The organism is Lacinutrix sp. Hel_I_90, from assembly GCF_000934685.1.
In the GTDB taxonomy this organism is placed as follows: domain Bacteria; phylum Bacteroidota; class Bacteroidia; order Flavobacteriales; family Flavobacteriaceae; genus Lacinutrix.
The window spans coordinates 2,578,916-2,597,478 of sequence record NZ_JYNQ01000001.1 but is presented as its reverse complement, the minus strand read 5'-3'; the positions used below and the strand labels follow the sequence as shown (position 1 = coordinate 2,597,478).

17 protein-coding genes are annotated in these 18,563 nt (G+C 36.0%); 6 read left to right on the top strand and 11 right to left on the bottom strand.

Translation table 11 applies throughout. The features are described from left to right. Positions 1–89: 89 nt before the first annotated feature. The gene (tyrS, locus tag GQ46_RS11460) at positions 90–1,385 is read right to left on the bottom strand and encodes a tyrosine--tRNA ligase (RefSeq protein ID WP_044401962.1); all 1,296 of its coding nucleotides are present in this window, start codon (positions 1,383–1,385) and stop codon (positions 90–92) included. 88 nt (positions 1,386–1,473) lie between these two features. Here tyrS and GQ46_RS11455 point away from each other — a divergent pair, with 88 nt between their 5' ends. Next, positions 1,474–2,487 carry an NAD-dependent epimerase/dehydratase family protein gene (locus tag GQ46_RS11455; RefSeq protein ID WP_044401959.1) on the top strand — a complete coding sequence of 338 codons (1,014 nt, stop codon included), beginning with the start codon at positions 1,474–1,476 and terminating at the stop codon, positions 2,485–2,487. Here GQ46_RS11455 and GQ46_RS17185 read toward each other — a convergent pair. The 3 genes from GQ46_RS17185 to GQ46_RS11440 are packed head-to-tail and all read right to left on the bottom strand — an operon-like array spanning position 2,480 to position 5,046. Further along, on the bottom strand, positions 2,480–2,974 hold the full coding sequence (locus GQ46_RS17185) for a DUF4296 domain-containing protein (RefSeq protein WP_052503469.1): 495 nt from the start codon (positions 2,972–2,974) through the stop codon (positions 2,480–2,482). The genes GQ46_RS11455 and GQ46_RS17185 overlap by 8 nt on opposite strands. Next, positions 2,971–4,317 (bottom strand): dihydroorotase, encoded by a 1,347-nt coding sequence (locus GQ46_RS11445; RefSeq protein ID WP_044401956.1) that lies wholly within the window; start codon positions 4,315–4,317, stop codon positions 2,971–2,973. Before GQ46_RS11445 ends, GQ46_RS17185 begins: the two co-directional genes overlap by 4 nt. Continuing rightward, a complete protein-coding gene (locus GQ46_RS11440) occupies positions 4,318–5,046 on the bottom strand; it encodes a polyprenol monophosphomannose synthase (RefSeq protein ID WP_044401954.1) in 729 nt (242 codons plus the stop codon). A gap of 109 nt (positions 5,047–5,155) precedes the next feature. Between GQ46_RS11440 and GQ46_RS11435 the strand changes: the two genes are divergently transcribed. Both GQ46_RS11435 and GQ46_RS11430 read left to right on the top strand, forming a co-directional pair. Continuing rightward, a complete protein-coding gene (locus GQ46_RS11435) occupies positions 5,156–5,800 on the top strand; it encodes a DUF4271 domain-containing protein (RefSeq protein WP_044401952.1) in 645 nt (214 codons plus the stop codon). A 26-nt stretch (positions 5,801–5,826) separates the two neighbouring features. Beyond that, on the top strand, positions 5,827–6,573 hold the full coding sequence (locus GQ46_RS11430) for a uroporphyrinogen-III synthase (RefSeq protein WP_044404982.1): 747 nt from the start codon (positions 5,827–5,829) through the stop codon (positions 6,571–6,573). 65 nt (positions 6,574–6,638) lie between these two features. Here the strand turns inward: GQ46_RS11430 and pckA are convergent, their stop codons facing one another. Next, positions 6,639–8,255 carry a phosphoenolpyruvate carboxykinase (ATP) gene (gene pckA, locus GQ46_RS11425; protein WP_044401949.1) on the bottom strand — a complete coding sequence of 539 codons (1,617 nt, stop codon included), beginning with the start codon at positions 8,253–8,255 and terminating at the stop codon, positions 6,639–6,641. A gap of 67 nt (positions 8,256–8,322) precedes the next feature. Then, the gene (locus GQ46_RS11420; RefSeq protein ID WP_044401946.1) at positions 8,323–8,721 is read right to left on the bottom strand and encodes a DUF423 domain-containing protein; all 399 of its coding nucleotides are present in this window, start codon (positions 8,719–8,721) and stop codon (positions 8,323–8,325) included. 124 nt (positions 8,722–8,845) lie between these two features. Between GQ46_RS11420 and GQ46_RS11415 the strand changes: the two genes are divergently transcribed. The 3 genes from GQ46_RS11415 (at position 8,846) to GQ46_RS11405 (ending at position 11,722) form a co-directional block, all read left to right on the top strand. Next, a complete protein-coding gene (locus GQ46_RS11415) occupies positions 8,846–10,210 on the top strand; it encodes a saccharopine dehydrogenase family protein (protein ID WP_044401943.1) in 1,365 nt (454 codons plus the stop codon). 276 nt (positions 10,211–10,486) lie between these two features. Then, positions 10,487–10,957, top strand: coding sequence for an Lrp/AsnC family transcriptional regulator (locus GQ46_RS11410; RefSeq protein WP_044401940.1), 471 nt, complete (start codon positions 10,487–10,489; stop codon positions 10,955–10,957). A gap of 240 nt (positions 10,958–11,197) precedes the next feature. Beyond that, on the top strand, positions 11,198–11,722 hold the full coding sequence (locus tag GQ46_RS11405) for a hypothetical protein (RefSeq protein ID WP_044401938.1): 525 nt from the start codon (positions 11,198–11,200) through the stop codon (positions 11,720–11,722). Positions 11,723–11,809: 87 nt separating this feature from the next. On the opposite strand, the gene GQ46_RS11400 is transcribed toward GQ46_RS11405, so the two are convergent. The 5 genes from GQ46_RS11400 to GQ46_RS11380 all read right to left on the bottom strand — a co-directional run bounded on the left by GQ46_RS11400 (position 11,810) and on the right by GQ46_RS11380 (position 18,529). After that, a complete protein-coding gene (locus GQ46_RS11400) occupies positions 11,810–15,709 on the bottom strand; it encodes a T9SS type A sorting domain-containing protein (RefSeq protein WP_082041748.1) in 3,900 nt (1,299 codons plus the stop codon). A 52-nt stretch (positions 15,710–15,761) separates the two neighbouring features. Further along, positions 15,762–16,862: an ABC transporter substrate-binding protein gene (locus tag GQ46_RS11395; RefSeq protein WP_044401932.1), complete on the bottom strand. Its 1,101-nt coding sequence runs from the start codon at positions 16,860–16,862 to the stop codon at positions 15,762–15,764. A 62-nt stretch (positions 16,863–16,924) separates the two neighbouring features. Beyond that, on the bottom strand, positions 16,925–17,491 hold the full coding sequence (locus GQ46_RS11390; RefSeq protein ID WP_044401930.1) for a phage tail protein: 567 nt from the start codon (positions 17,489–17,491) through the stop codon (positions 16,925–16,927). Positions 17,492–17,563: 72 nt separating this feature from the next. Beyond that, positions 17,564–18,130: a phage tail protein gene (locus GQ46_RS11385; RefSeq protein ID WP_044401928.1), complete on the bottom strand. Its 567-nt coding sequence runs from the start codon at positions 18,128–18,130 to the stop codon at positions 17,564–17,566. 39 nt (positions 18,131–18,169) lie between these two features. Further along, on the bottom strand, positions 18,170–18,529 hold the full coding sequence (locus GQ46_RS11380) for a hypothetical protein (RefSeq protein WP_044401926.1): 360 nt from the start codon (positions 18,527–18,529) through the stop codon (positions 18,170–18,172). Between the last annotated feature and the right edge of the window lie 34 nt (positions 18,530–18,563).

The following is an 18,563-nucleotide window of genomic DNA, read 5'->3' as shown; positions in this document are numbered from 1 at the left end:
CTATAAATATATGATGATCTAGTTAAAAAACCAATAGACCTCACAGGTTTCTCAATGCTGTGAGGTCTAATCGCATGTTTACAACTCTTTTATACTACTTTAATAATATAAGTATTCTTCTTGCCTTTATTCAAAACAATATATTTATCGTTAATTAAGTCTGTAGCAGTAATTTTATAATCTTCTTTTACCTTCTCTTTATTTACCGACACTGCATTCTCTTTCAATGCTCGTCTTGCTTCAGAGTTACTGGCTAAAAAATTGGTTTTATCGGCAAGTGCTGCTATCATATCTAATCCTTCGGCTAAATCTGCTTTAGAAACCTCGGCTTGTGACACCCCTTCAAAAACATCTAAAAAGAGTTTCTCATCCAGTGTTCTAATCTCTTCATTAAAGTTTTTACTAAACAAAATGTTAGACGCTTTTTGGGCGTTATTAAAATCGTCTTTAGAATGAACCATTACTGTAATCTCTTCGGCTAACCGCTTTTGTAAAACTCTTAAATGTGGTGCTTCAGCATGCTCTTTTATAATAGTTTTAATGTCTTCCTCTGTTAAAAAAGTAAAGATCTTAATGTATTTCTCAGCATCTTCATCACTAGAATTCAACCAATATTGATAAAACTTGTATGGTGATGTTCTATTGGCATCTAACCAGACATTACCACCTTCACTTTTACCAAATTTAGAACCATCACTTTTAGTAATTAAAGGACAGGTAATAGCATACCCTTTACCTTGGTCGATACGACGAATAAGTTCTGTGCCTGTTGTTATATTTCCCCATTGGTCGCTGCCTCCCATTTGTAAGGTACAGTCGTGTTCTTTATATAAATGTAAAAAATCATAACCTTGAACAAGCTGGTAAGTAAACTCTGTAAAACTCATGCCATCTGTTGACTCTGAAGAAATTCTGTTTTTTACAGAATCTTTTGCCATCATGTAGTTTACCGTGATATGTTTTCCAACATCACGAATGAATTCTAAAAACGAAAAGTCCTTCATCCAGTCGTAGTTGTTCACTAAAACGGCTGCATTTTTTACATCACTTTTAAAGTCTAAAAAGTGCGCCAACTGTGTTTTTATAGCTTCCTGATTATGTCTTAAAGTCGCCTCATTTAGTAAATTACGTTCTGACGATTTCCCTGAAGGGTCACCAATCATACCTGTTGCACCACCCACTAATGCTACTGGTTTGTGACCGCAACGTTGGTAATGTGCCAAGAGCATAATAGGCACTAAGTTTCCTATATGTAAAGAATCTGCAGTTGGATCAAACCCAACATACGCACTTCTCATTGCTTCGTTTAAATGCGCTTCTGTTCCAGGCATTTCAGTATGCAACATCCCTCTCCAACGTAATTCTTCTACAAATGTATTTGCCATTTTTTCTCTGCTTTTGTGTATAGATGCGCAAAGATAAAAATAGCTGTATAATTAAGATACAATATTGAATATTTCTTAACTTGGACGCATGATATTAATTACAGGTGGTACAGGATTTCTAGGTGCTCATTTACTATTTAAGTTGTTAAATGAAAAACAAAGCGTTCGGGCGATATACCGAAATGAAAAAAAACTAGAACATGTAAAACATATCTTTTCCTATTATACTGAAGATGCTGATGCTCTTTTTAATGCTATCGATTGGGTGAAAGCAGATTTGAACGACATACCCTCTTTAAGTGAAGCCTTCAAATCTATAACCCATGTTTATCACTGTGCCGCTTTTGTTTCTTTTGAGCCTGACAAATTTGATAGACTTCAAAAAACGAATATTGAAGGTACTGCTAATATTGTGAATTTATGTATATCAGAAAATATAAAAAAACTGTGTTATGTAAGTTCTATAGCAGCTATTGGCGCGTCTAAACTAGGAATTATAGCTACCGAAGAAACCGAGTGGAACCCTGAAGCAGATAATAGCGTATATGCCATTACCAAATATGGAGCAGAGCTTGAAGTGTGGCGTGGCACTCAAGAGGGTGTAGATGCTGTAATCGTTAATCCCGGTGTGATTATAGGTCCTGGAATCTGGGCCTATGGCAGCGGCTCAATTTTCAAAACGATTTACAAAGGCGCAACGTATTATACCTCAGGAACAATTGCTTTGGTCGCTGTTGATGATGTGGTAAAAAGCATGATGCAACTGATGAAAAGTAAGCTAATAAATGAACGCTTTATACTTGTTGCCGAGAATTGGACTTATAAGAAATTTATGAAAACGATTGCAGACGCTCTAAACACGCAACCCCCAGAAAAAGAGGCTAAAATATGGCTATTACAACTGGGCTGGAGACTCGATTGGTTAACATACCAGCTTTTTGGAAAACGCAGAAAACTCACCAAACAACTTGCCCATTCTTTAGTTTCTAAGACAGAGTATAGCAGCTCTAAATTAAAAACACATTTAAAAACCCAATTTGCATCCATTCATGAAAGCATAAGAGAAACCGCATCTTTGTTTTTAAAGGATAAAACTAATTAGATTTTAAGGGATTGAGCTGACCGTTTATAATAGGCTTTGCTTTTTTAGTCGGGCTACCTTGCTCATATTTTAAATTCTTTTCAGAGGCTATTTTAGCCCGCTTAACAGAATCTACTTTTTCTTTTTCCTTTTTCTCTTTAGTTTCAATAGCCTTGTATTTGTCTCTTAAAACTGTTAAACTGTCTTTTACTTTTGTATAAATAACATCGTAGGTTTTAATATCGAAGGCATAGTAAGCATTACTTTCTGAAAAAATGGTACTGTCTATATTGTGTCTTTCATAAATATAGTCCTCTGGAACAACACCATTCATTTCTAATTTCTTTTTATTCACCCCTTTAGCCGAAGACATAATCGCCATATCTACCAAAACAGCCACCATTTTATCTTTAGGGATTAAATTAGCGGGTTTCTTAGGTTTCTTTACGTCGTAACAAGCAACCAAAAGCAAACTCATTAAAAGAACTATAATTAGCTTTTTTTTCATCTGTCGAATGTTAACTGTTTTGCATATTTATTATCGTAAAACTTAAAGTTTTTATAGGCTAACCCACCATTAACAAAAGTATGTGAGATTCTTGATTTGAAAGTAGTCCCTTCAAATGGAGACCAGCCACATTTGTATAAAATATTATCTTTATTTACGGTCCAAGGATTATTTAAATCTACAACCACTAAATCTGCATAATAGCCTTCCTTTACATAGCCTCTTTTTTCTATTTCAAACAAAATCGCTGGATTATGACATAATTTTTCCACTATTTTTTCAATAGAAATTTTTCCTTGGTGATGCATTTCCAATAAAGCAGGCAAAGCATGCTGCACTAATGGTCCGCCTGATGGTGCTTTAGTATACACATTTTGTTTTTCTTCTAATGTATGCGGTGCATGATCTGTAGCGATAACATCTATTCTATCATCCAGTAAAGCTTCTAGCAATTGTGCTCTATCTTTTTCGGTTTTAACCGCTGGATTCCATTTTATTAGCGTGCCTTTTTCGTCGTAGTCTTTATCGCTAAACCACAAATGATGAATGCAAACCTCTGCCGTTATTTTTTTGTCTTTTAAAGGCATCTTATTGCTAAACAATTTAGTTTCTTTACCTGTAGACAAATGAAACACGTGTAAACGTGCCCCTGTTTTCTTTGCTAATTCTATAGCTTTTGAAGAGGAAATATAACAGGCTTCTTCACTCCGAATAATAGGATGTAAATTTAAAGGAATGTCATCACCGTAGCGTTCTTTATAAATTGCTGTGTTTTTTCTAATCGTGGCTTCATCTTCACAATGAACAGCGATTAATAACTTAGTACTAGCAAATATTTTCTCTAAAACTTCAGGATTATCAACCAACATATTTCCTGTTGAAGACCCTAAAAACAATTTTAAAGCAGCCACTTGTTTTGGGTCTAATTTTAAAATTTCGTCTAAATTATCATTAGTCCCACCAAACATAAAAGAGTAATTCGCATACGAGGTGGCTTTGGCGATGGCAAATTTATCATTTAGTTTTTCTATGGTTGTGGTCTGCGGGTTTGTGTTTGGCATTTCAATAAAGGAAGTAATCCCGCCAGCAATAGCTGCACGAGATTCGGTTTCAATATTGGCTTTATGCGTTAAACCTGGTTCTCGAAAATGTACTTGATCGTCTATTGCTCCAGGTAAGACATATTTACCTTCTACATCGAACACGTTAACATCGGCTGACTTCGCACTAATTGAGGTATCGATTTTAATAATTTTTTCGCCCTCAATTAAAATATCACCATTAAAAATAGTGCCCTCGTTTACAATCTTCGCATTTTTTATAAGTGTTATTCTATTGTTCATCTAGCGTTCTTTGTTAAATATACTTTTTATTTTCATGGTAATAACACCAAAAATGGCCTCAGAGATGATACTTGAGCTCAATTTAGATTTACCTTTAATTCTGTCGATAAAAATAACAGGAACTTCGACTATTTTAAAATGCATTAAATGCGCTTTAAATTTCATTTCAATTTGAAACGCATACCCTATAAACTTTATACTATCAAGGTTTATTGCTTCTAGGACTTTTCGTTTGTAACATACAAAACCGGCTGTCGCATCCTGAATACGCATCCCTGTTATCAGCTTTACATAAATAGAAGCACCATAAGACAATATGATACGGCCTAAGGGCCAGTTTACGACATTTACCCCTTTAACATAGCGAGAACCTATACTCACATCTGCTCCTCCTTTTTGGCAAGTCTCATACAATCTGATTAAGTCTTTTGGATTGTGAGAGAAATCGGCATCCATTTCAAAAATAAAGTCATAATGCCGCTCTAAACTCCATTTAAAGCCGTGAATATAGGCGGTACCTAAGCCTAATTTTTCTTGCCTTACTTCCAAAAATAACCGATTCTTGTACTCTTGCTGAAGTAAGCTTACCTTTTCTGCTGTTTTGTCTGGTGAATTATCATCAACGACCAAAATATCATACGCTTTATCTAGTGCAAAGACAGCTTTAATAATAGCTTCAATGTTTTCGATTTCGTTGTATGTTGGAATAATAACTACAGCGTCTTGCATTAACTCATTTTCATTTATAAGGCAAATGTACATATTTGAAGGCTACTTTTTTCTAAATATTTCTTAATAATGATGCTTCATCTCTAATTTTTTATAATAATTTTACAACATGCTTAGAGAAACGATATCAACCGAAATTTATACTGTTTTATTAGTGGTTTGTTTACTACTCGTTAGTGTCACTAAGTTGTTATTCCCAAAACGGTTTTATGACTTTGCTTCTATCTTGCTTAATTATAGATACTTAAAAATTTATGCCCGCGACCAGAAATTCTTAGACACTTTTGAAGGGCTTCTGTTTTCCAATCTAATAATTGGCCTTTCTATTTTAGGCTTTATTAGTTATAATTTGAGCAGTCATATTGATAGCAGCTCACAAATAACTTTATATAAACTGGGGTTTGCAATCACTATCATTATTATTATAAAAATCTTAATTGAACGCCTTGTAAGTAGTATTCTAAAAATTGACAGCATCATAAGCGAATATTTACTTATGAAAACCAGCTACAAAAATTTTTTAGGCCTATTATTGATTCCTATAAACGCCTTGCTTATCTATACTCTTAATGTCTCACAGGCTATTATTATAGTTTTTGTAAGCCTTTTACTTTTAATTAATTTGATAGGTGTTTTAATCTTTATTAAAGATAATCTTAGACTCATAAAAAACAACTTCTTTTATTTTATTTTGTATCTTTGCACACTTGAAATTTCACCTTATTTCATTTTGTATAAATTAATCACAAAATGAGTGAGTTAAACAAAACTAAAAAAAATATGAAAGTGAAAACAATTTTAGTCTCGCAACCAGAACCTAAAATAGAAAATTCGCCATATTTCGATTTGTCTGAAAGACAGAAGGTTAAAATAGACTTTAGACCTTTTATTCACGTAGAAGGGGTACCTTCGAAAGAAATCAGACAACAAAAAATTGACCTCTCTAAATTTACGGCTATTGTTTTAACCAGCAGAAATGCTGTAGATCATTATTTTAGAGTAGCAGAAGAAATGCGCTTTAAAGTACCTGATAGTATGAAGTATTTTTGCCAGAGTGAAGCTGTTGCTTATTATCTTCAAAAGTACGTTGTTTATAGAAAGCGTAAAATTTATGTAGGAAAGAGAACTTTTGAAGAATTATCCCCTTTAATAAAAAAGTATAAAGACGAAGTGTTTTTATTACCTACTACAGATAAATTAAAACCAGAAGTTCCTGAAGTTTTAAACGCTTTAGATGTAAAGTGGAAAGAAGCCGTTTTTTATAGAACGGTAATAAGTGATTTATCGGACTTAGAAAATGTAACGTATGACATTTTGGTGTTTTTTAGTCCAAGTGGTATAGATTCTTTATTCCATAATTTCCCTGATTTTAAACAAAACGATACCCGCATTGCTGTTTTTGGTAATTCTACCATAAAAGCGGTTGAAGCTAAAGGCTTAAGAGTAGATATTTCTGCTCCAACACCAGAGACCCCTTCAATGACGATGGCTTTAAAGAAATATATAGATTCGGTTAACAAAAAATAACTCGAATTAAAGACCTAAAAAAAGCGACCAATTGGTCGCTTTTTTTTAGGTTTACTTGTATATAATTAATAGGAATAACGCTGTGGTCCGCCTCTTCTTATTTCTTCGCTAGCGTTTTCTTCAAATTTATTAAAATTTTCTCTAAACGCATTAGCCAATTTAAATGCCGTATCGTAATAGGCTTTATCATTATTCCATGTTGTTCTTGGACTCAATACTTCAGATGGAACGCCAGGACAAGACCTTGGTTGCGCCACTCCAAATACAGAGTGAATGTGATAATCGTCGTAATTATACAGCCCTAAATCACCATTTAATACTGCAGTTATCATGGCACGTGTGTATTTTAGTTTCATACGACTTCCTACACCGTAAGATCCACCAGACCATCCCGTATTTACTAACCATACATTTACATTAGAATCTTTCATTTTCTTACTTAACATCTCGGCGTATTTTGTGGGATGTAAAGGCATAAATGGTGCCCCAAAACATGCTGAAAACGACGGCTGTGGTTCTACTATACCCGCTTCTGTTCCTGCTACTTTAGCCGTATAACCAGAGATAAAGTGGTAGGCTGCTTGTGCTGGTGTTAACTTAGAAATTGGAGGCAATACACCAAACGCATCTGCTGTTAAAAAGAAGATGTTCTTTGGGTTTTCACCTATAGATGGCACTCTAATGTTTTCGATGTAATCAATAGGATAGCTTACACGTGTATTCTCCGTAATCGAGGTATCTTCAAAATCAACCGCTCCCTTATCATTTAAAATAACGTTTTCAAGAATGGCCCCTTTTTTAATCGCATCATAAATTTCTGGCTCTTGTTCACGAGATAAGTTTATAACCTTAGCATAACAACCCCCTTCAAAATTAAATACTGTATTTTCTTTTGTCCAACCATGCTCGTCATCACCAATTAAACTTCTATCTGGATCTGTTGACAAGGTTGTTTTTCCTGTACCAGATAAACCAAAGAAAATAGCTGTATCACCATCTTTTCCAACATTTGCACTACAGTGCATTGGCAACGTTTCTTTAAATACTGGTAAAATAAAATTAAGTGCAGAAAAAATACCTTTCTTAATTTCTCCTGTATAACCAGTTCCTCCAATTAAGGCGATTTTTTTTGTAAAGTTTAGAATAGCAAAATTATGCTGGCGCGTACCATCTTCTTCCGGATTTGCCATAAAACCAGGCGCATTTACAACAGTCCATTCTGGAGAGAAGTTTTGTAACTCAGCTTCAGTTGGGCGTAAAAACATGTTGTAAGCGAACATGTTACTCCAAGGATACTCGTTAATTACACGAATGTTTAATTTATAGTTCTCATCTGCGCAAGCATAACTATCTCTAACGAACACCTCTTTTTCTGATAAGTAAGTCGTTACTTTATCGTAAAGCTTATCAAATTTATCCGAATCAAAAGGAATATTTATATTACTCCACCACACGCGGTCTTTTGTAATATCATCCTTTACAATAAAGCGGTCTTTAGGAGAACGGCCTGTAAATTCTCCAGTGTTAACCGCTAAGGCGCCGGAGGAAGCCGCGACACCTTGGCCCTTTTCTATTGTAATCTCCTGTAGATCTTTAGGTGATAATTGATATCGAATAGTAGCATTCTTAATACCGTATTGTTCTAACGAAATCGATTTCGCAGAGTCTGTATGGTTTACCATAATTTAGTTTGTTGTTTAAGAGACAAAATTAATGATTATTATAAAAAAAGCGACGTTAAATTAAAGATTAATTCATTTTAAAATTTTTAAACTTAAAAAACCCGATAATCATTGCTATCCAGGCACCTACTAAAAAAAGTCCTCCTATTGGGGTAATAAAAGCTATTGTTTTAAAATCGAAACCTGATAATGTATTCGTTGCTAAGCCATAAATAGAACCTGAAAAGCAAAGGATACCGACAATCACTAAATAGAAAATAGTTTTTTTAACTTTTAAGGAAAGCATAGAAGACCCTCCAACGTATAATAATAGTAAGGCATGATACATCTGGTAACGCACGCCCGTTTCAAAAGATTGTATCGCCTCGATGGAGATTATAGATTTTAATCCATGGGCTGCAAAAGCACCAATTAAAACGGCTAATATACCAAGAACCCCTCCTGAAATCAGTACTTTTTTATTCATATTTTTTTTGTGTTTGAGTTTTAATAACGTTTCAATTTTACTACATTCGCCATCTCACTGCAATGCATTTTATGTATTCATAGAATTAAATTACTAAACGCAAAACTACTCAACAATTCTCATTATGCGAAAGATTTTGGTCATAGGTTCGGGAAAATCCACTTCCTATTTAATTAAATATTTATTAGAAAAATCTAAAAGTGAAGCCCTTCATATTACTGTTGGTGATTTAGATATTGCCACTGCTTTAAAACTAATAAACAATCACGAAAATGCAACGGCCATTACTTTAGATGTTTTTAATAAAAAATCTAGAGCAGAAGCCGTGCAAAATGCAGACCTCGTTATTTCAATGCTGCCTGCTCGTTTTCATATTGAAGTAGCTAAAGACTGCATCACCTATGATAAAAATATGGTGACCGCTTCCTATGTGAGTGACGAAATGCAGGCTTTAGACACACAAGTAAAGAAAAAAGGCTTAGTATTTATGAACGAGATTGGTGTAGATCCTGGTATTGACCATATGAGTGCGATGCAGGTCATAGATCGTATTAGAGATAAAGGTGGTAAAATAATTTTATTCGAATCGTTTACTGGTGGTTTAGTCGCACCAGAAAGCGACAACAACCTATGGAATTATAAATTTACCTGGAACCCAAGAAATGTTGTGGTTGCAGGACAAGGTAGTGCTGCTAAATTTCTGCAGGAAGGCACTTATAAGTACATACCTTATAATCGCTTATTTAGACGAACAGAATTTTTAGATGTTGAAGGTTTTGGACGTTTTGAAGGCTATGCTAACCGTGATTCGCTAAAATACCAGAGTATTTATGCCCTCGATAATGTAAAGACACTCTACCGCGGTACGATTCGTCGTGTTGGCTTTAGCCGGGCATGGAATATATTTGTCGCACTTGGTCTCACCGATGACAGCTACACTATAGACGATAGTGAAAACATGAGTTATCGTGATTTTGTGAACTCTTTTTTAGCCTATAGCCCAACAGACTCTGTAGAATTAAAATTCAGACATGCCTTAAAAATCGATCAGGACGATATTATTTGGGACAAATTTGAAGAGTTGGATATTTTTAGTTCTACAAAAATGGTAGGTCTTAAAAAAGCAACGCCAGCACAAATCTTACAAAAGATTTTAATGGATAGCTGGACTTTAGATAAAACGGACAAAGATATGATTGTCATGTATCACAAATTTGGCTATGAATTAAACGGCGAAAAACATCAAATTGACTCAACAATGGTCACTTTAGGAGAAGACCAAACCTATACTGCTATGGCAAAAACGGTAGGTTTACCGGTGGCTATTGCAGCTTTAGCTATTTTGAACAAAAAAATAACAATACCTGGTGTTCTAAGACCCATCAACAAAGAGGTTTACAATCCTATTTTAAAAGAATTAGAAACTTATGGTATTGCTTTTAAAGAGAAAGAGGTACCGTATTTAGGATACAATCCTTTAAACGCTTAAAATTAAGGCGCCTGCCTGACGGTCGTTAGGCTACCACACAGCCTCAACACGATTTTTAAAATTGCGTTGAGGTTTTTTTAGATTGGGGCTGTACACGATATATTTTTCCTTTTTAGTATAAAAATGGAAGCCATTTCCATTCCTGAAGGGAAATGTCATTTCAAATTAAAATCATTTGATTACTTTTATGTTTTAGATTAAAGCATCATTCGCTTTAATTATAACAAATTAAAACTTAATCATTTTCTGCCGTCGCAGAAAGGATAAAAGACTCATATGAAAGTTATAAACCAAAACATACACATAGACGGTATCGATAAAAAGATACTGCGCGCGTTAATGCAAGATGCCAGAACTTCCGTTTTAGAAATAGCGCGTCAAGTTGGTATCTCGGGAGCAGCGATACATCAACGTCTAAGAAAGCTTGAAAAATCTAATTTAATTGCAGGTTCTAAATTTGTAATCAATCCCAAAGTTCTGGGCTATACAACGATGGCTTTTGTTGGTATTTATCTGGATAAAGCCATGAGTAATCCTGAAGCTGTAAAACAGCTTAAAAAAATTCCCGAAGTTTTAGAATGTCATTACACAACTGGAAACTGGAGTATTCTTATCAAAATGTTATGTAAGGACAATGCCCATTTAATGCATTTATTAAATAGTGAGATTCAATCTATAGCGGGTGTATCACGCACTGAAACGTTTATTTCTTTAGACCAGCAGATTGAGCGGCAAATTAAAATTTAATAGGCCTTAATTTATTGAAAAAATCAAATGCCTCTTGATAAACTATTTAATCTATTTACCTTGTAGGCTGAATACTCAAGACAAAAACATCTGTAGATTTATTTTTTTTTTAAAGAATATAGCATAAATTAGTCTCCTTTTTTTATTGAAATTAAGCCATTAAAACAGACCCAAATCAAAACATCAAGTAGCTACAAAAGAACATACTTCTCACTGACACGTAACTTAAACCCCAAAAACATGAAAAACCTTCGTCTTTTCTCTTTATTATTTTTATCTATTATCACACTATCATGCAATAAGGATGATGATGATGCTATTGACAACACTCCTGCACAAGAAGCTGCATTTCAAGCCGTAATTAATGGCGGTGCGTATTCCGACTATTCATATATAGTAGGCGTTTATAACATTACAAAAGGAACAAATGGCAACACCTTAAGCATTGATATTGCAGATATTAACGGAGAAATGATTACACTGTTTTTAAATGGAACAGGGGGTTTTAGCGCTGGTACTATTAAAGAAATGGGAAATATAGATTCAAATAGTTTTACGACCTACACCCTGATAAGACAGCAACAACCTCAGATTTCATATTTTTCAACAAGCGGTAGCGCCACTATTACTAATAATAGACAACACCCAACAGCACCTGGACATCGTTTAATTTCAGGACATTTTAGTATTACCGCTTCCTCTATAGATGGCAATAATACCACAGCAATGACCGGCTCTTTTACAGAGTTGGATTATGTTGATTAAACGTCCAAAGACAACACTATTTTTATTAAAAAACAAAGCGTGAATTCTATAAAGAATTCACGCTTTTTATATAAACTACTTATTAAGTTACTTTTTTATAATTAATTTTTTGCTAGCTATATTAGAACGATCCGTCGCTTTAACAAGATACAAGCCTTCACTTAACTCTCCAATAAAAACCGTAGTCTCTACATTGGCTTTAACTCTAAATGCTTTTACCTTTTGGCCTAGTAAATTAACAATTTCAAAAGTACCACCAATAGTAGACTTAATTTTCACCTGTTCATTACTAGGGTTTGGATACATAGAAAATTTAGATTCTACGTCAAAGGTATCGAGACCTAATGTCGTTACTGAAATACATGCTGATTCAACAACACAATTCCCATTGGTTACCACCACTTTGTAATCACCAAGGGCAGGCGCTGTAAAACTCTGGCTAATCTCTCCCGATAATAAAGTGTTGGGGCACTCGTACCACTGGTACGTGGCTCCAGCTTGATTCGCTGTTAACACATCAACAACTTGAGAAACCGTATTGTCTGCATTTAATACTTCAATATCATCAGAAGCAGCATTTGTACAACCGTTACCATTTGTAAAGGTATACGTTAGGGTATGTACACCAACACCAGCTGCTGCTGGATCGAAAGAATAGGTTGTTCCATTTCCATCATCAGTAACACCTGTTCCTGAATATACACCGCCTGTAGCTGTTCCGCCACCTAAACCAGGTTGAACACCAGCATCAACACATAAATCTGCAGGTGCAGTAAATGTTACGGTTGGTAAAGCGAATACTTCTACAGCATCAGAAGCTGCGTTTGTACAACCGTTAGCATTTGTAAAGGTATACGTTAGGGTATGTACACCAACACCAGCTGCTGCGGGATCGAAAGAATAGGTTGTTCCGTTACCATCATCAGTAACACCTGTTCCAGAATAGACACCACCTGTAGCTGTTCCGCCACCTAAACCAGCTTGAACACCAGCATCGAGACATAAATCGGCAAGTGCAGTATAGTTTACTGTTGGCAAGCCATTAACCGTTACACTCACATTAGATGAATTCGGGCAAGTTCCAGAAGTCGTATAAGTAACCGTATACGTTCCAGGTGTTGATGCTGAAACATCAATAACTCCTGTACCCGCATTAATAGAAAGACCAGCAGTAGATGTAAATGTACCGCCAGCTAAACCTGTAATCGTTGGTGTTGAATCTGTAGCGTTTGAGCAATACGCTGCTGCTGAATAACTAAATGAAGCATTGTCTAACCCATTAATTGTTACGCTTACGCCAGATGAATTCGGGCAAGTTCCAGAAGTCGTATAAGTAACTGTATACGTTCCAGGTGTTGATGCTGAAACATCAATAACTCCTGTACCCGCATTAATAGAAAGACCAGCAGTAGATGTAAATGTACCGCCAGCTAAACCTGTAACCGTTGGTGTTGGATCTGTAGCGTTTGAGCAATACGCTGCTGCTGAATAACTAAATGAAGCATTGTCTAACCCATTAATTGTTACGCTTACGCCAGATGAATTCGGGCAAGTTCCAGAAGTCGTATAAGTAACCGTATACGTTCCAGGTGTTGATGCTGAAACATCAATAACTCCTGTACCCGCATTAATAGAAAGACCAGCAGTAGATGTAAATGTACCGCCAGCTAAACCTGTAACCGTTGGTGTTGGATCTATAGCGTTTGAGCAATACGCTGCTGCTGAATAACTAAATGAAGCATTGTCTAACCCATTAATCGTTACGCTTACGCCAGATGAATTCGGGCAAGTTCCAGAAGTCGTATAAGTAACCGTATACGTTCCAGGTGTTGATGCTGAAACATCAATAACTCCTGTACCCGCATTAATAGAAAGACCAGCAGTAGATGAGAATGTACCACCAGCTAAACCAGTAACCGTTGGCGTTGGATCTGTAGCGTTTGAGCAATACGCTGCTGCTGAATAACTAAATGAAGCATCGTCTAAAGCATTAATTGTTACGCTTACGCCAGATGAATTCGGACAAGTGCCTGAAGTCGTATAAGTAACCGTATACGTTCCAGGTGTTGATGCCGAAACATCAATAACTCCTGTACCCGCATTAATAGAAAGACCAGCAGTAGATGTAAATGTACCGCCAGCTAAACCTGTAATCGTTGGTGTTGGATCTGTAGCGTTTGAGCAATACGCTGCTGCTGAATAACTAAATGAAGCATTGTCTAACCCATTAATTGTTACGCTTACGCCAGATGAATTCGGGCAAGTTCCAGAAGTCGTATAAGTAACCGTATACGTTCCAGGTGTTGATGCTGAAACATCAATAACTCCTGTACCCGCATTAATAGAAAGACCAGCAGTAGATGAGAATGTACCACCAGTTAAACCTGTAATCGTTGGCGTTGGATCTGTAGCGTTTGAGCAATACGCTGCTGCTGAATAACTAAATGAAGCATCGTCTAAAGCATTAATTGTTACGCTTACGCCAGATGAATTCGGACAAGTGCCTGAAGTTGTATAAGTAACGGTATATGTACTAGGCGTTGAAGCCGAAACATCAATAACTCCTGTACCCGCATTAATAGAAAGACCAGCAGTAGATGTAAATGTACCGCCAGCTAAACCAGTAATCGTTGGTGTTGGATCTGTAGCGTTTGAGCAGTACGCTGCTGCTGAATAACTAAATGAAGCATTGTCTAACCCATTAATCGTTACGCTTACGCCAGATGAATTCGGGCAAGTTCCAGAAGTCGTATAAGTAACCGTATACGTTCCAGGTGTTGACGCTGAAACATCAATAACTCCTGTACCCGAATTAATAGAAAGACCAGCAGTAGATGAGAATGTACCACCAGCTAAACCAGTAACCGTTGGCGTTGGATCTGTAGCGTTTGAGCAATACGCAGCAGCGCTATAACTAAAGCTTGCATCGTCTAAGGTTGTTGTCACTGTGACTGAACCACAACTACCTGCGGATTCATCCACACATCCAGCACCATCTTCACCTCTTACATAGTAAGTCGTTGCTCCTGTTGGAGGCGTAACCACAAATGAAGAAGTAGTGGTGGTTCCCACTATTGTGCCGCCACATGAACCTGTATAAATAGCCCATTCTGTGGCATCATTAAGAGTGCCTGAAATAGTTAAGGTCGTAGAGCTTCCTGCGCAAACAGTTGTTGGTGTATAAGTGACCGTTGGCACCGTTGGATCTGTACAAGCTGCAGCACAGGTTACTGAAACTCCAGTATAACCAGAACTAGAATTAATATCATATGCTGGATCAATATTTACATCCCAATTTGATGGGTCATTTATAGCCGCTCTTAAAGCTGTTGATGTTCCTGTAAGCGTTCCTGTATATTTAAAATTATCAGATTCAGTTGTTGCCCCTGAACCAAAATCAAATGAAAGACAATTAGTACCATTCGTTAAGCCAGGAGGCAAAGCACTCTCTGAAGTGCTAGATACTACTGCTGAATTTGTCCAGCCAGTGGTCCCATCGACATCCACTGGCTCATAATTAGTATGTATACCTGTGATAAATGTTACATCTCCAGGAGTTGCGGGAGCTGCAGTTGCAGATTGATACGCCAACATCTGGTCTCCAGGACCATGATTAATAATAGGTACTGCACCTGAACCTGAAATCCAAGTCATTGAAGCGCCAGAAACCCCAGAAATAGTGTAAGTATCTGGTGCTCCTTCTATCATTGAAATTACCGTACCACAAGATATAGCCGCACCAGATGGTGCCGTAAAACGCCAAACTTCTTCAGAAGCTAGGCTCCAATTCGATGAATCCACTACACCCCTATCGGTGAAATAAATAATTTCACCAGCAGGGATTTCTGTTAAAGTTATAAAAGAAAAACCTTCTGGGCCATCTGTGTTAAAGCCAACAAAGGCAATATCCCCTGCAGCCAATTGTGCAAAAGATTTAGGAATATAAAGCATTCCTATAAGGGTTAAAAAAAGTAGTAGTCTTTTCATATTAAATTAATTAAAGATTAGTATCTATTGATATTGCTTTTTTAAGTGATAATCAATGACATAAATAAGAGTTGTGCCACCCATTTCCTTCTTTTTTACTTAAATAATCAATAGCAATGGTTTGTTTTAATTCTTCTAAACAATCAAATTTATAAGTATTATTTACCCAATTAAGGTTCCATAAATACTGCTTAACAACTGTTCTATTATTCTTATGGATAGCATTATTTAATTCCCCCCTAGGACCAATGATGCTTTCACTAGAGAACGCGTTCTTGTTTTTTAAATAATTATAAATTAATAATCCGTTTTCGTAGCCAAGCACAGAAAATACACTTGGTGTTTTATTATATTTTTGTTGATACTCCTGTATGAATTTTTTGTTTTCTTTTGTTTCTAAATCAATAAACCAAGAAGAGATGCATTTTGTATTATTAAAAATTTCAGGAAATTTAGCTAAAATTTTATCATCTACAGAAAAAGGTAAGGTATAAAGAGGCGTTTGGCTATTTATTTTATTTTCACTTAAAAAAGTAGCATGCTCTTCTGCATAGATTCCATTATGAAAAGCAAACAATGCATCTGGTTTCGTTTCAGATACAAATTGTGACATCAGTTCTGATTCATTATCTCTAGGATGTAAAGGTGTTATAAAGTGACCTGAAAACTTACCCGCTTTATCTTTTTCTAAAGCATTTTCCATGGCCTCTATAAATCCATAGCCAGATTCGTAATAACATGTAGAGGTCCCAATATTAAAGATGCCATTGTCTAAAAAATATTTTCCGAGCGTTCTGGTAGCATCATACAGGTTGAGAGAATTACAATAAATATTTTCTCTTTTAGAGAGATCTAAAGGGCATGTCGCTCCAAAATCTGAATAAATAAACGGTTCTTCAATGCCTTCAATAAAATCCAATATATCGTCAAGTCCTTTATGCCCCATTAAGCCTGTGGTAAGATGGACATCTTCTTGATTAACAAATTTCTGAATAGCGTTGATAATATGTTCTGGATCATTACCAAATCCAATGCCTTCAACAACTAAACTGTAATCCGCATTAGGTAAGGTTAATTTAAGCCCATTCATAAACTCTTTGCCCATGGTGGGATATTCTTTAGATTGCGGGAGTAAAACGCCTATTTTTTTCAAAATTTTTGTTTTTTAAGATAAAAGGAGCCATATAAAATAGCTCCTTAACAATGATTTTTAAACTAGCTTCTAGATGGAAAAATACCCTCCATGGCGATACATACATTTATTCCTAAAAAAGGATTCCTACTTTCCATTGGCATGCTCCCTCCAGACGCTGTTGTTGTTCCAGAAATATTGACGCCTCCAAGCTTATCGGCCGTAGTTGGTGACTCGCGAAAAATGTCGGGCATTTCTGTTCCTGTACCTAATGCATTTGCTCCCCCATCAGTATCTGCTGTCGCACTTGCACTGTCTGTTGTAAAAATATCAACATTGGCTGTACCATTAACTAATGCATGTGCATGTGAAGGCATATTTGCTTGTGTCATGTAAAGTTGCTCGACTCCTCCTTTTTCTCCCCAAGATATATTAGAGAGTCCAGGACCGTTGCCTATATGTACAATGCTTCTTCCTCTTAAATCAGGAAGACCGAAAGTTGTTCTGCCATCTCCTCCGTAGGTTGTTCCTAATAAGGAAAATAATGCACTATAAGATGATATTGCTAGTAATTGTCCGTCACATTTTGACCAACCCCGAGGATTAAAGTTAAAACCGAAGGGTTGTATTTGTCCTATAAATGGATCCATAATGATGCTTTTTATTTATTTAAAAAAATACTTTGTTTGCTTTTGACAAATTCTTCTCAAAAGCGATTTAAATTAACTTCTTGAAGGAAAAATACCTACCTGCGCAATACATACATTTATTCCTAAAAAAGGATTTCTGCTTTGCATTGGAATGCTCCCTCCAGAGGCCGTTGTTGTTCCAGAAATATTAACACCTCCAAGCTTATCGGCCGAAGTTGGTGACTCACGAAAAATATCGGGCATTTCTGTTCCTGTACCTAATGCATTTGCTCCCCCATCAGTATCTGCTGTCGCGCTTGCACTGTCTGTTGTAAAAACATCAACATTAGCTGTGCCATTAACTAATGCATGTGAATGTGAAGGCATATTTGCCTGTGTAATATTAAGTTGCTCAACACCTCCTTTTTCTCCCCAAGTCACCGTTGAGAGTCCAGGGCCATGCCCAATATGGACGATACTTCTTCCACGTAAATCCGGAAGGGCAAAAGTTGTTCTACCATCACCTCCAAATGTTGCTCCTAATAAAGAAAATAAAGCGGTATTGCTACTAATAGCAATTAGTGTTCCGTCGCATTTTGCCCAACCACGCGGTGCAAAATTAAAACCGAACGGTTGAATTTGTCCTATAAATGGATCCATAATTTTTGGTTTTTTTAATGATTAATAAGTTAATTTTATTTAATTAGATTCTATTATAAATTCTGGTAATGCTATTGGTATTATTGACCCATTACTGGTCGTTAATGTACAGGTTCCAAGGTTATCAAATGTTGCGGTAAGCGCACCACTACCCTCATATCTGTAATACGCTTCAATATTACTATAGCGTACTAATACCCCCCATGTTTCTTTAGGCATGGGAAATCCTGGTAATTTTTTGTCCCCTAAATCGATAAAATTCATGTCTACCATCCCTGGAATAGTTAAAACTAGTGACCCTCGGTCCTTAAAGATATGATTTTTATTTTTAGAAATGGTCACACCGTTAGAAGCAGCAATATTTTGAATATAATTATTAGTTACTGTAAGGGTATACATAAGTTGTTGACATTTATTGACTTCACAAAGCTAT

Bases quoted from the DNA above. Each gene is read 5' to 3' on its own strand.
- GQ46_RS11385 (WP_044401928.1), bottom strand. From the start codon at position 18,130: ATGGATCCATTTATAGGACAAATTCAACCGTTCGGTTTTAATTTTGCA.
- GQ46_RS11390 (WP_044401930.1), bottom strand. From the start codon at position 17,491: ATGGATCCATTTATAGGACAAATACAACCCTTCGGTTTTAACTTTAAT.
- GQ46_RS11400 (WP_082041748.1), bottom strand. From the start codon at position 15,709: ATGAAAAGACTACTACTTTTTTTAACCCTTATAGGAATGCTTTATATT.
- pckA (WP_044401949.1), bottom strand. From the start codon at position 8,255: ATGGTAAACCATACAGACTCTGCGAAATCGATTTCGTTAGAACAATAC.
- GQ46_RS11440 (WP_044401954.1), bottom strand. From the start codon at position 5,046: ATGCAAGACGCTGTAGTTATTATTCCAACATACAACGAAATCGAAAAC.
- GQ46_RS11415 (WP_044401943.1), top strand. From the start codon at position 8,846: ATGCGAAAGATTTTGGTCATAGGTTCGGGAAAATCCACTTCCTATTTA.
- GQ46_RS17185 (WP_052503469.1), bottom strand. From the start codon at position 2,974: ATGAAAAAAAAGCTAATTATAGTTCTTTTAATGAGTTTGCTTTTGGTT.
- GQ46_RS11435 (WP_044401952.1), top strand. From the start codon at position 5,156: ATGCTTAGAGAAACGATATCAACCGAAATTTATACTGTTTTATTAGTG.
- GQ46_RS11420 (WP_044401946.1), bottom strand. From the start codon at position 8,721: ATGAATAAAAAAGTACTGATTTCAGGAGGGGTTCTTGGTATATTAGCC.
- GQ46_RS11430 (WP_044404982.1), top strand. From the start codon at position 5,827: ATGAAAGTGAAAACAATTTTAGTCTCGCAACCAGAACCTAAAATAGAA.
- GQ46_RS11455 (WP_044401959.1), top strand. From the start codon at position 1,474: ATGATATTAATTACAGGTGGTACAGGATTTCTAGGTGCTCATTTACTA.
- GQ46_RS11445 (WP_044401956.1), bottom strand. From the start codon at position 4,317: ATGAACAATAGAATAACACTTATAAAAAATGCGAAGATTGTAAACGAG.
- GQ46_RS11405 (WP_044401938.1), top strand. From the start codon at position 11,198: ATGAAAAACCTTCGTCTTTTCTCTTTATTATTTTTATCTATTATCACA.
- GQ46_RS11410 (WP_044401940.1), top strand. From the start codon at position 10,487: ATGAAAGTTATAAACCAAAACATACACATAGACGGTATCGATAAAAAG.
- tyrS (WP_044401962.1), bottom strand. From the start codon at position 1,385: ATGGCAAATACATTTGTAGAAGAATTACGTTGGAGAGGGATGTTGCAT.
- GQ46_RS11380 (WP_044401926.1), bottom strand. From the start codon at position 18,529: ATGTATACCCTTACAGTAACTAATAATTATATTCAAAATATTGCTGCT.